The organism is Flavobacterium endophyticum (assembly GCF_003634455.1).
Classification (GTDB): Bacteria; Bacteroidota; Bacteroidia; order Flavobacteriales; family Flavobacteriaceae; genus Flavobacterium; species Flavobacterium endophyticum.
In genome coordinates this window covers 451,147-463,267 of record NZ_RBLC01000001.1, presented here as the reverse complement: position 1 = coordinate 463,267, position 12,121 = coordinate 451,147, and the positions used below count along the sequence as shown (strand labels likewise).

The 12,121-nt window shown below is 38.8% G+C and carries 12 protein-coding genes and 2 tRNA genes; 9 read left to right on the top strand and 5 right to left on the bottom strand.

The genetic code is table 11. The features are described 5' to 3' along the window. Window positions 1-83: 83 nt before the first annotated feature. Window positions 84-2,276 carry a B12-binding domain-containing radical SAM protein gene (locus CLV94_RS02280; RefSeq protein WP_121376205.1) on the top strand — a complete coding sequence of 731 codons (2,193 nt, stop codon included), beginning with the start codon at window positions 84-86 and terminating at the stop codon, window positions 2,274-2,276. 5 nt (window positions 2,277-2,281) lie between these two features. Here CLV94_RS02280 and CLV94_RS02275 read toward each other — a convergent pair whose 3' ends face one another. Next, entirely contained in the window at window positions 2,282-2,716 is a 435-nt protein-coding gene (locus CLV94_RS02275) for a hypothetical protein (RefSeq protein WP_121374840.1), read from the bottom strand. A gap of 84 nt (window positions 2,717-2,800) precedes the next feature. Continuing rightward, window positions 2,801-2,968, bottom strand: a complete 168-nt coding sequence (locus tag CLV94_RS16985; RefSeq protein ID WP_170148730.1) for a hypothetical protein — start codon at window positions 2,966-2,968, stop codon at window positions 2,801-2,803. Window positions 2,969-3,174: 206 nt separating this feature from the next. Here CLV94_RS16985 and CLV94_RS02270 point away from each other — a divergent pair, with 206 nt between their 5' ends. From CLV94_RS02270 to CLV94_RS02260, 3 genes are all read left to right on the top strand, one after another. Further along, window positions 3,175-3,726: a DUF2975 domain-containing protein gene (locus CLV94_RS02270; protein WP_121374839.1), complete on the top strand. Its 552-nt coding sequence runs from the start codon at window positions 3,175-3,177 to the stop codon at window positions 3,724-3,726. Window positions 3,727-3,729: 3 nt separating this feature from the next. Then, entirely contained in the window at window positions 3,730-3,939 is a 210-nt protein-coding gene (locus CLV94_RS02265) for a helix-turn-helix domain-containing protein (RefSeq protein WP_121374838.1), read from the top strand. A 111-nt stretch (window positions 3,940-4,050) separates the two neighbouring features. Then, a complete protein-coding gene (locus tag CLV94_RS02260; protein ID WP_121374837.1) occupies window positions 4,051-4,827 on the top strand; it encodes a tetratricopeptide repeat protein in 777 nt (258 codons plus the stop codon). Between the two features lie 55 nt (window positions 4,828-4,882). On the opposite strand, the gene rimO is transcribed toward CLV94_RS02260, so the two are convergent. Next, window positions 4,883-6,199 (bottom strand): 30S ribosomal protein S12 methylthiotransferase RimO, encoded by a 1,317-nt coding sequence (gene rimO, locus CLV94_RS02255; protein WP_121374836.1) that lies wholly within the window; start codon window positions 6,197-6,199, stop codon window positions 4,883-4,885. A 67-nt stretch (window positions 6,200-6,266) separates the two neighbouring features. On the opposite strand from rimO, the gene CLV94_RS02250 reads away from it, so the two are divergent. Continuing rightward, window positions 6,267-7,175 carry a M23 family metallopeptidase gene (locus CLV94_RS02250; protein WP_121374835.1) on the top strand — a complete coding sequence of 303 codons (909 nt, stop codon included), beginning with the start codon at window positions 6,267-6,269 and terminating at the stop codon, window positions 7,173-7,175. Window positions 7,176-7,228: 53 nt separating this feature from the next. On the opposite strand, the gene CLV94_RS02245 is transcribed toward CLV94_RS02250, so the two are convergent. Continuing rightward, window positions 7,229-8,728 (bottom strand): OmpP1/FadL family transporter, encoded by a 1,500-nt coding sequence (locus CLV94_RS02245; RefSeq protein ID WP_121374834.1) that lies wholly within the window; start codon window positions 8,726-8,728, stop codon window positions 7,229-7,231. Window positions 8,729-8,819: 91 nt separating this feature from the next. Then, a complete protein-coding gene (locus CLV94_RS02240) occupies window positions 8,820-9,800 on the bottom strand; it encodes a hypothetical protein (protein WP_121374833.1) in 981 nt (326 codons plus the stop codon). A 100-nt stretch (window positions 9,801-9,900) separates the two neighbouring features. Between CLV94_RS02240 and proS the strand changes: the two genes are divergently transcribed. The 4 genes from proS (at window position 9,901) to rpsT (ending at window position 11,929) form a co-directional block, all read left to right on the top strand. Beyond that, window positions 9,901-11,379, top strand: a complete 1,479-nt coding sequence (gene proS / locus CLV94_RS02235) for a proline--tRNA ligase (protein WP_121374832.1) — start codon at window positions 9,901-9,903, stop codon at window positions 11,377-11,379. Between the two features lie 78 nt (window positions 11,380-11,457). Continuing rightward, window positions 11,458-11,529: transfer RNA gene (locus tag CLV94_RS02230), tRNA-Glu, on the top strand. 44 nt (window positions 11,530-11,573) lie between these two features. Further along, window positions 11,574-11,645 (top strand) — tRNA-Glu (locus CLV94_RS02225). Window positions 11,646-11,677: 32 nt separating this feature from the next. Next, complete coding sequence (rpsT, locus tag CLV94_RS02220; protein ID WP_121374831.1) at window positions 11,678-11,929, top strand: 30S ribosomal protein S20; 252 nt, start codon at window positions 11,678-11,680, stop codon at window positions 11,927-11,929. Window positions 11,930-12,121 lie beyond the last annotated feature (192 nt).

The window sequence follows — 12,121 nt, the reverse complement described above, 5'->3', positions numbered from 1 at the left end:
AAAAACTCCCAATCGGGAGTTTTTTCTTTTTATACAGGCATTTTCATAAATAAGCAATATTTTTGCAATTCAATTTGTATGTTTTGAATCCTACCGTTTTTCTAATCACGCCACCTTTTACCCAGCTGAATACTCCCTATCCGGCTACGGCTTATATAAAAGGATTTTTGAACACGAAAAACATTTCATCCTTTCAAGCTGACCTTGGGATTGAAATCATATTGGAATTATTTTCAAAGCAAGGATTAACTGATTTGTTTATTGAAGCCGAAAAAGCGAAAGAAAAATCAGAAAATGCAAAGAGGATTCTTGCACTTCAAGAAGAGTATATCAAAACGATTGATTCGGTCATGCTGTTTCTGCAAGGCAAAAATCCTACGCTTTCTCATCTGATTTGTCAAGAAGATTTTCTGCCGGAAGCCTCACGGTTTTCACAATTGGAAGAATTGGATTGGGCATTTGGAACAATGGGGACGCAAGATAAAGCCAAGCATTTGGCGACTTTATATCTTGAAGATATTTCAGACCTGATTATCGAGTGTGTCGATGAAAATTTCGGATTCAGTCGCTATGCAGAAAGAATGGGACGTTCTGCCAATTCTTTTGATTCGCTTTACGAAATGTTGCAAAAAGAGCCGACTTATATAGATAGGCTATTGCTTGAAAATCTAGATAAGAAAATGAAAAAGCTGCAACCGCAATTGGTTTGCTTTTCAGTTCCTTTTCCAGGTAATTTATACAGTGCTTTTAAAAGTGCCCAATTTATTAAAAAGCATTTTTCCGAGACAAAGATTGCGATGGGAGGCGGCTTTCCAAATACGGAACTGCGTTCACTGGCGGATGTCAGAGTGATGGAGTTCTTTGATTTTATTACATTGGATGACGGTGAAGTGCCGCTTGAAGAGCTGATCTTGAGCATGCAGAATTCAGAATATGATTCCTATAAGCGAACTTTTCTTTTAGAGAACGGAAAGGTTGTCTATAAAAATAATTCTCCTAAAAAAGACTATAAACAGTCCGAAGTAGGAACGCCGGACTATTCCGACCTGCTTCTGGACCACTATATTTCTGTCATAGAAATCGTCAATCCGATGCATAGAATGTGGAGCGACGGAAGATGGAACAAACTTACTATGGCCCATGGCTGCTATTGGGGAAAATGTACCTTCTGTGATATTTCATTAGACTATATAAAAATATACGAGCCGGTTGCCGCCAAGTTACTCTGCGATAGAATGGAGGAACTGATTGCACAAACGGGACAAAACGGTTTCCATTTTGTTGATGAAGCGGCACCTCCTGCATTAATGAGGGCTTTGGCGTTGGAGATTCTCCGAAGAAAACTGACGGTTACTTGGTGGACAAATATTCGTTTTGAAAAAAGTTTTACCCGAGATTTATGCCTGTTGCTTAAGGCCTCCGGCTGTATTGCAATCTCTGGAGGATTGGAAGTCGCATCTGACAGGCTGTTGGAACTCATCCAAAAAGGCGTGACTGTGGCACAGGTAGCTCGCGTGACGAGGAATTTTACTGAAGCAGGAATTATGGTGCATGCTTATTTGATGTACGGTTTTCCGACCCAAACAGCTCAGGAGACTATTGATTCGTTAGAAATGGTACGTCAGTTATTCGAAATCGGAATTCTGCAGTCCGGTTTTTGGCATCAATTTGCCATGACGGCACATAGTCCGGTGGGGATGTATCCTGAAAAATTTGGAGTCTTGAAAGAAACGGAAGTCGTTGGAGCTTTTGCAAATAACGATATCATTCATATTGACAAAACTGGAACCGACCATGATGCGTTCAGTTTCGGACTAAAAAAATCGCTTTTTAACTATATGCATGGAATCTGTTTTGACTTTCCGCTTCAGAATTGGTTTGAATTCAAAGTACCGCGTACCAAAATACCAAGCGATTACATTTATAATGCAATACATGAAGAAGAAGATTCGTTGGTAAAACCTTCGGCAAAAATAGTCTGGATAGGTAGCAAGCCTTCTATTTCAACCTATAACAAGTCTAAAAAAGGAAATTCTTGGGAAATGGCTTCGTTGGATTTTCATACCAAAAAAGAAGCTTTCAGTATTACGGCAAGCAAGGAACAAGGAATTTGGCTAGCTGATATGCTCGCTAAGATAGCTGTTTCTAATTCAAAAATCTATACTTACCAAGAAATGAAGACAGATTATGAAAATGCAGGATTAGACGATTTTGAATTGTTTTGGCAGAGCAGGCCAGTGAATTCTTTGCGAGAGCAAGGCCTGTTAGTACTTTGATGCTTTTATTGCGTCATCGCTCTTCTTTCCCGCTCTTCTTTAAGTTTGGTATATTTTTCTCCCTGTTCTTTAGAAAGAAACTTTAAGATCTGAATATCAATTTTATTCATGATCTCGAGCATTTTGTTCTTTTTTTCTTGCGGGTGCAGTGTTTCGTCTTTTGAAATTTGTTCAAGACTTTCTCTATTCTCATTCATGATAGACTTTACTCCCGCGTATTGCAGTCCGTCCAAGTTTAGTTCTTGGCCTAAGTACTTAGCCCAAACCTCTCCAAAATCGTTAGTTGCTTTTTTATTCTTGTTTCTAGGACCGTTTCCTCTTACTTCTCTGCCGATAGACCTATCAACACCACCGGTACTGCTACCGTAATATTGAGCAGAAGCTGTGTCAGGTAGGAGCATGAATACTATTGCCGCGATAAAAAATAATTTAGTCTTCATAAGTTGAAAATTTCAAGACCCAAACTTACTCATTTTTGGGCTAATAATAAAAATGTGCTGTTTTTTAACATCATGTTGTGCTGTTTAGCGGTTGTCGTTCATCTCAGATTCTTCTTTTGGGTTTGCTTTATGATCTTCGTTAAGATATTTTTCGATTTCTTTTTTGTCTTTCAGATTTCGCTTAACCAAGAGAATGATCAAAACACCTGCGAACAGAACTACTATGCCGATAATAATCCAATCTGTTTTCATTATCTTTTTTCTATAAAGTTAAGCAATACCCTTTGAAAATCGGACATACGGAATAAAATTACACTTGTTTTTATTCATATAATATGCCTTTTATCAATATAATTTAACCTGTAATCAAGAAATAATTTTTATTTTTCATTATATATTTATTGTTTTTCAATAAAAATAAATATATTTGTCCCTTAGAAATTTAAAATCGAACAATTATGGAAATTAAAATTGGTAGTAAAGAGATGCTTAAGGTATTGTACATCATTTGCTGGCTATTATTTATTGGTGTCGGTATTGAAGCAGGTGGTTTTATTTTCAATGCTATTTTTACATTTGCACTGAAACCCGAAGCTGGATTTTTTTGGAAAGAAATTGACCTGTCAAGTCTTTATAAATATGATCCTGGATATTTTGTCATAATGATATCAGTGATGATTATTGTGTCAGTAATGCGAGCGATCATGTTTTATCTGATTATAAGGATTTTACACAATAAAAAACTAAGCATATCGCAACCTTTTAATAAAGAGATGCAACGCTTTATTTCAGGATTATCTTACTTGGCTTTAGGAGTAGGTTTATTTTCGCATTGCGGAGTTAACTATAGTGAATGGTTGGTCAAGCAAGGTGTAGAAATGCCTGATATACTGTATTTGCGTTTAGGTGGCGAAGATGTATGGATATTCATGGGCATTATTCTTCTAATAATAGCGCAGATTTTCAAAAGAGGTATAGAAATCCAGTCCGAAAATGATTTAACCATATAGCCCATGCCCATAATAGTAAACTTAGACGTAATGATGGCAAGGCGCAAGATGTCGTTAAATGAGCTTTCAGAAAAGGTTGATATAACATTGTCTAACCTTTCCATCTTAAAAACAGGAAAAGCAAAAGCCGTTCGGTTTAGCACCTTGGAGGCAATTTGCAAGGCATTGGATTGCCAACCAGCCGATATCTTAGAATATAGGCATACTATATAGAAGATGGCATTTGTATGGAGTTAACAAGCCATTAACCAAGAAGTAGCTTCCATTAACAAAGTCTTTCCGTAATAATGATACATTTGTAAGACAATGATTAAATTTTTGTCAATGAAAATAATAATTGCAATTCTTGTCTTTCTAATCGGCTTTAATGTTAAAGGACAGACTGAAAAAGAAATAGTAGAAAAACGCATTTCAGAAGCAAGTAAATTATTCCTGTTTTCGCAAGATTATCAATTAGCTCTCGACGCCATATTGAAAGATCATCCACGTTCGGCTTATGCTTGGCAACAAAAAGCAATGCCGCTTTTCAAACAAGGCAAATATGAAATAGCAATGCCGATACTCGACAAAGCTGTGCATTTAGATCCGAAGCAATATATGGATTATAGGGCTTTTATGAAATGTATTTTTTCCAAGAATTATACAGAAGCAATCAAAGATTTTGAGGCTGCCAAAGCAATTAGCGGCAATTCGTACGTGATGGATCATACCTATGATTTCTACATTGCGCTTTGTTGTTTGCAGTTGGGAAAATTCAGTGAAGCAGAAAAGATATTGGAAATCGATCGAGAGGCGCTTCAGGCTAGAGGTGGAGTGGAAGCACATTTTTTAGATGTATTTTATTTAGGAATCGCGAAATATGAATTGGGGAAGTTTGAGGCTGCAGTGACGGAATTTGATAAGGCGCTTCAAACCTATCCAGAATTTTCAGATGCAGAATATTACAAGTTTTTGTGCCTGCACAAGCTAGGAAGGAGCAAGGAAGCCGATGTATTGCTACGCAAGGCTATTGCAGATTATAAGAATGGATTTACTATCAATGAAGATAACGCAATTTACGAACGCTATCCCTATCAAGCCTATTTTTTGAAATTGTGGTAACATAAAAAAGCCTTGACCGAGTCAAGGCTTTTTTTATTTTGGGAGGCAGCTTTTTTTATAGAATAGCCTCGCCGTATAAATCAAATTCGGCTGCATCTGTAATCTTAACATCTACAAATTCGCCTGTTTTTAAGTATGCTTTTGAAGCGTCGATTAAGACTTCATTATCGACATCAGGGCTGTCAAATTCCGTTCTGCCAATAAAGTGAGCTCCTTCTTTTCGGTCTATAATACAACGGAAAGTCTGCCCGATTTTTTCTTGGTTCAATTCCCATGAAATTTGTGACTGTATTTCCATGATTTCGTTAGCGCGCTGCTGTTTCACTTCAGCAGGAACATCATCCTCAAGCAAGTAAGCATGCGTATTTTCTTCATGTGAATAGGCAAAACAGCCTAATCTTTCAAAACGCATTTCTTCCACCCAATTTTTTAGGATTTGGAAATCTTCTTCGGTTTCACCTGGATAACCGACAATCAAAGTTGTCCTGATAGTCATTCCTGGAACAGCTTCACGGAAGTCGTTGATAAGTTTTGTTGTCTTAGCTTGTGTTGTTCCGCGACGCATCGATTTTAAGATCTTGTCAGAAATGTGCTGTAACGGAATATCAAGATAGTTGCAGATTTTAGGTTCGCGTTTCATCAGTTCCAGCACATCCATCGGAAATCCTGTAGGGAAAGCATAATGCAGACGGATCCATTCAATGCCTTCTACTGCGGCTAGATTTTCTAGCAATTCGGCCAGATTTCTTTTTTTGTATAAGTCGAGTCCGTAATACGTCAGGTCTTGTGCGATTAATATAAGTTCTTTTACGCCGTTCTTGGCCAATCCTTTTGCCTCGTTTACCAATTTTTCTATTGGCTGAGAAACGTGCTTGCCGCGCATTAATGGAATCGCACAAAAACTACAAGGACGGTCACATCCTTCGGCTATTTTAAGGTAAGCATAATTTTTTGGAGTGGTTGTCAAACGCTCGCCAAGCAATTCATGTCGGTAATCGGCGCCAAGCGCTTTCAATAATCCAGGCAATTCTGTTGTTCCGAAATATTGATCTACGTTAGGAATTTCCTTGATTAAGTCTGGCTTGTATCTTTCAGATAAACATCCGGTTACGAATACTTTGTCTACTAAACCTTGCTCTTTTTTATCGACATAATTCAGGATCATATTTACAGATTCTTCCTTCGCATTATCAATAAAACCGCAAGTGTTGATCACGATAATGTTTCCTTCTCTTTCAGCTGGTGCCTCATGCTCAACATCTTTGCCGCTGGCACGCAATTGTCCCATTAGCACTTCACTGTCATACACGTTTTTAGAACATCCTAAAGTGATTACATTAATCTTGTTTTTCTTTAACGTCTTGGTTCTCATAGAATTGTAAATTGGAGTGCAAAATTAAGCTTTTTATGAATAGTAGCATCATCGTTTGGTAAATTTTATGAAGCGTAAAATAGATTTGAAGGAAAGCCGTTTTTATATCGACATTACTTTTGATATATTGCAACCCTTACGTTTTATGATAGTAGTTATGAAGAAAATCATTGCCCTTTTTTTATTGCTCGCTCCTCTGATGCTTTTTTCGCAACAGCGCGATGTTAAGGTTTATAGGGAATTTATAGAAGGAAAAACAGTCGTATTTGCAGACAATAACGAATTTTGTCCAGTATCGGTCTTGATGCGTGCCGAATTAGTAAACATGAGAAGTAGCCTTAAAGCGCCTTATGTGCTGGTTCCGGCAAGGACTAAAAGATTCGTAATTGCCGAAATATCTGTGGTTGATTTGAAAAAAGAATTCAATTTTAAATACCAGAACTCTTTTCTGTTAGGCGATATCAACCTTAAGAAATATGATATTGATTTTCCGTATAGTCTGCCGTACAAGCAGGGTGAAGAATATATGATAGGGCAAGGCTACAACGGAAAGATTTCGCACCAAGGCGAATTTGCGCTTGACTTTATCATGCCGATTGGTACTGAAATCACGGCCGTTAGAGACGCAATTGTAGTTGATGTGCAAGATAGCAATACGGAAAATTGTATGAAAAAAGACTGTGCTGAGTTTAATAATTATATCGTCGTCTATCACGAAGATGGCACTTTAGCCGAATATACGCATATAGATACCAATGGCTCTTTTGTCAAGAAAGGCGATATTATCAAGCGGGGCGATAAAATTGCGCTCAGTGGCAATGTTGGATGGTCTTCAGGGCCGCACTTGCATTTTTTTAGTTTTGTGTCTGATATCGAAAAAGGGAGAAGGTCTATTCGTACCAAATTCAGGACAGAAGGGAATAGGCTAGAATTTCTGCAAGAAAAGAAATTTTATAAGAAAGATTATGAGTTTTAATCCAAAAAAAAAGCATCCCACAAAGGATGCTTTTTTTATCAAGTAAAATTGATTTATAGATCAAATAGCAAAGTAAGCGTTACGTTATTATTGACCGATTTGACTGTTGTAGGGTCAATAAGCCCTTGCGAGAAAAAGGTCTGTTGCATATCTCTTTTAGAGTAAGAATAAGCGGCATCTAATCTAGTTCCTCCAAAATTATAACCAAGCCCTGCAGAAAACCCTTGAAGGTCACCAACTGTTTTTCCGTTTTTATAAGGGCTTTGTTCAAAGCGATATCCGCCTCTAAAACTCCATTGTTTGGCTCGGGCTTCAGCACCAACACGCACTTCTGAAGTTACATCTAATAATGATTCGAGCTGTGCATTGGTTCCACGGAAGTCGCTGCTTGGCTTGAATCGGGTATTGCTGTAATCTTTCATGGCATAATCAATGCTAATTAGTCCGTATTGTCCGAAAACATAAGCTAAACTTCCTGTATATTTCCCAGGAGTCTGTAATCTGTATGACGGATAGATAATCGTAAGATTCGGGTCAACAATTACGGGATTTCCTGTTCCGCAGTCTGGACAATCCACAACTAAATTTTGATATAATTCTTCGTTCAGACGGAACCATGTTGGCGATTCATAAGCAAGTCCGATTCGGAGTTCCGATGTGACTTTTGCAATTGCTCCGACTTGAAAAGAAAAGCCGTTTCCATAGGTGTACAATTCATTGCGGAAACGTAACGCCTGAGGTCCAGAATTTGGATTATTATCTGGTGTGTCCAAATAATCTTCATAGAAATTGCTCACGCGTGTATAATCTGTAAAATGCGAATTCAAGCTAAGTCCGAAATAAAAGCGGTCCATATATTGCACGCCCCCATTGAAGGAAAGCTTTCCGTTATAGCCTGTAGTTTCAATGAAATTTTCTTGAAAATAATTGCCGCCTGCAGGAGTATTCGAGGTGTAAGCCGTGTTGTTTCCAGTGTTAGCGGCCGGATTGATTAGATAGCCATCATAACCAAAGAAAGCTTGTTGCTGTCTGTAGGTCATTGCTCCAAAAGGCTGGCCTGTAATATCAGCTAACGGAATTCCATTAGCATGGCTTAAAAAATATTGCGATACCGAATTTGTCGGGTTGTAGCCTGCCGCATGGAACTGGTTATCGAAATTAGATTGGTTTTCATAATTGGCTGCAACAGTAAATTTTTTCCAATTGCTTGATGTATTTTCGTTTTGAAAAACCCAAATGGCGCCTATTTGATTCAGGTCGAAAGTATTATCGTTTTCTTTTGTAGTGGTTCCAAAATAGTTCGATTTGTTGCTTGTGCTGTAATTGCTGAGCGTGATTGCAATTTGGTTGGTCGTGAATACGGCACCTCCGGCAGGATTGACACCGATAGATGAAAAATCGCCACCAAGAGCTCCAAAGGCGCCACTCATTCCTCTAAAGCGAGCAGTTCCTGTCAGATTATCTTGAGCATACCTCATGGCATCAGAAACTTCTTGAGCCTGAGCAGAACTTAAAGCAAGTCCCGTGATCATAAATAAAAAGTACTTTTTCATAGGATTAATTTTTTCTTAGGGGTTCAAAAAAATACCTATGCTATAACTTTTACGTCTAGACATAGGCATTTTGCATCATTAAATTTTGTAGTTATCCTCTTCGTCCGCCGCCACCGCCGCCAGATCTTCCGCCGCCGCCATAGGAACCTCCTCCTGACGATCTTCCGCCGCCACTTGAGCTTGGGCTGCTGTACGATCTTGATGGTGCTACATTTTGACTTCTCGTAGAGTTGTTGCTTCGAGTCGGAGTGCTGTAATTGTTGCTGCCGCTATTTCTTGTAGTATTATAGCTGTTTCTTGTCGTGTTATAATCTCTTGTGGTTGCATTGCTGTTACGCGTGCTCGTATTCGTGTTGTATCTTGTAGAATTTCTAGTCGAATAATTTGCATCAGTTCTTCTTGAAGAAGTATTGTAAGCGCTGTTGCTTCTACTACTTCTAGCTGCATTTCCTCTGTAATAGTTGTTTCTTCCGAAGCTGCTGTTAGCGTAATTGCTTCTTCTGCCGTTAGAATACGCGTAGTTGTTGTAGTATCCGTGGTTGTGCCAGTGGTTCCAGCCTCCATAATACGGACCTCCGTACCAGCCTCCCCAGCCCCAGCCAAGTCCCCAGCTTGGACCATACCAACTATTCCATCCCCAGCCGCCATACCAACCGCCCCATCCAAGACCCCAGCCCCAGCCTGGTCCATACCAGTTGTTCCAGCCCCAGCTGTTATCATAGATATTTACGGTCACGTTTTCTGAGCTACTGCCCCAAGCAGGATATCCTGTTGTGGCTACATAAGTAGAATCGTTTACTTGGCCGTTATAAGAAGGAGATTGATAGTTGTCTGGTTCTGTGAAAACTTGAGGATCGTCTTGCAAAGACCTGAAATATTCCTGATATCCATTGCTGCTTTGCTCGTTGCTGGCAGTATTGTTGTTTGATCTTCTTTCGTTGTTGTTATACACTCCGTCGGAATCATAATAAGATGAATTCTGATAAGACCCGCAAGAAGTCATCAGAATTGTCAGCAGTCCAATCAATGAATAAATGGAGGCTGATTTTTGAGAAAAATAATAAGTTTTCATATCTAGAGCAATTTTATTGTTGGACAATACAAAAATAGTTAGTTTTGCTGAATTATATAGTTAAATAAAGTTAAACAATATTTGTGCCAAACTATTCAATATGAGTAAGAACCTTACAAAAAGATCAGAAGATTATTCCAAGTGGTATAATGAGCTGGTAGTAAAAGCAGATTTAGCCGAAAATTCTGGGGTTAGAGGCTGTATGGTCATCAAACCATACGGTTATGCAATCTGGGAAAAGATGCAGGCAGAATTAGACAGGATGTTCAAAGAGACTGGACATCAGAACGCCTATTTCCCATTGTTTGTGCCCAAGAGCATGTTTGAGGCCGAAGAAAAAAATGCCGAAGGTTTTGCTAAAGAATGTGCGATCGTCACTCATTATAGATTAAAAAATGACCCAGACAAGCCTGGAAAATTGATGGTAGATCCTAATGCCAAGCTGGAAGAAGAACTGATTGTTCGTCCGACCAGTGAAGCAATCATTTGGTCTACCTATAAAGGCTGGGTGCAGTCCTATAGAGACTTGCCATTGCTTATTAACCAATGGGCCAATGTTGTCCGCTGGGAAATGAGAACGCGTTTGTTTTTGAGAACTGCTGAATTCTTGTGGCAAGAAGGGCATACCGCTCATGCTACTCGAAGCGAAGCCATAGCAGAATCAGAACAAATGATGAATGTGTATGCTGATTTTGTGCAGAATTTTATGGCCATCCCGGTTATAAAAGGATTGAAAACGGAAACGGAACGTTTTGCTGGAGCAGAAGAAACCTATTGCATTGAAGCCTTGATGCAGGATGGGAAAGCGCTACAGGCAGGAACTTCTCACTTTTTAGGACAAAACTTTGCTAAAGCTTTCGACGTTAAATTCGCAAATGCAGAAGGAAAGCAAGAGCACGTGTGGGGTACATCTTGGGGTGTTTCAACGCGTCTGATGGGTGCTTTGGTTATGACGCATTCTGATGATAACGGATTGGTTTTGCCTCCGAATTTAGCTCCGATTCAAGTAGTTATCGTTCCTATATATAAGACAGAGGAAGAATTTGCCGCGATAACGGAAGCTGCTCATACGTTGGTGTCGCAATTCCGAAAGCTAAGAATTTCTGTGAAGTTTGACGACAGGACTACTCAAAAGCCAGGTTTCAAATTTGCTGAGTGGGAATTGAAAGGCGTTCCTGTTCGTGTTGCAATCGGTCCGAAAGATTTAGAAAACGGGACATTTGAGGTAGCAAGACGAGATACATTGTCGAAAGAAGTTGTCTTGAAAGACGGTATCGTAAACTATGTAAGCGATTTATTAGAAAAAATCCAAGAAGATTTATTCAATAAAGCATTGGATTACAGAAACACACATATCACAGAAGTAAATTCTTTCGACGAGTTCAAAGATGTTTTAGAAAACAAAGGAGGCTTTGTAGCAGCACATTGGGACGGAACTCCAGATACAGAAGAAAAAATAAAAGACTTGACTAAAGCAACCATCAGATGTATTGCTTTAGACAGAGTAGAAGAGGCTGGAAGCTGTGTGTTTACTGGAAAACCTTCTGTCGGAAGAGTACTTTTTGCTAAGGCGTACTAAAAAAAATAAAAAAAAATTACGGTAGCTATTGTGCGAATAAAAAATAGTTGTATTTTTGCATCCGCATTAGAGAAGCAAGGCCCGTTCGTCTATCGGTTAGGACGCCAGGTTTTCATCCTGGTAAGGGGGGTTCGATTCCCCCACGGGCTACAAGTTCAAAGTTTATTGGAATAAACTAACTTAGAAGGATTCAAGGTCCGTTCGTCTAGGGGTTAGGACGCCAGGTTTTCATCCTGGTAACAGGGGTTCGATTCCCCTACGGACTACAAAAAAACATTAAAGAAAAAAAGGAAAGAAAATGGCAAATCATAAGTCAGCTCTAAAAAGAATCAGAAGCAACGAAAAGAGAAGAGTATTAAACAGATACCAACACAAAACTACTCGTAACGCTATTAAAGCTTTACGTCTAGCTACAGATAAATCAGATGCTTCTGCAAAATTATCTGGTGTAATCTCTATGATTGACAAATTGGCTAAGAAAAATATTATCCACAATAATAAAGCTTCCAATTTAAAATCTAAATTGACTAAACACGTTTCAGCTCTTTAATTAGATACTGAATCTACTTTATATTGAAAGCCCTCTCTTGAGGGCTTTTTTATTTTACACCCTTCATTCCCGATGTGTTCATTCGGGATTTTTTTGTTTTACGCCCTTTCTTTCTGCAGGTTTTGGCACCATTAAAAAACAGGGTATTTACTTTTAAATATGGGCTTTTTGCCTTCTTCTCACTATTTCCCG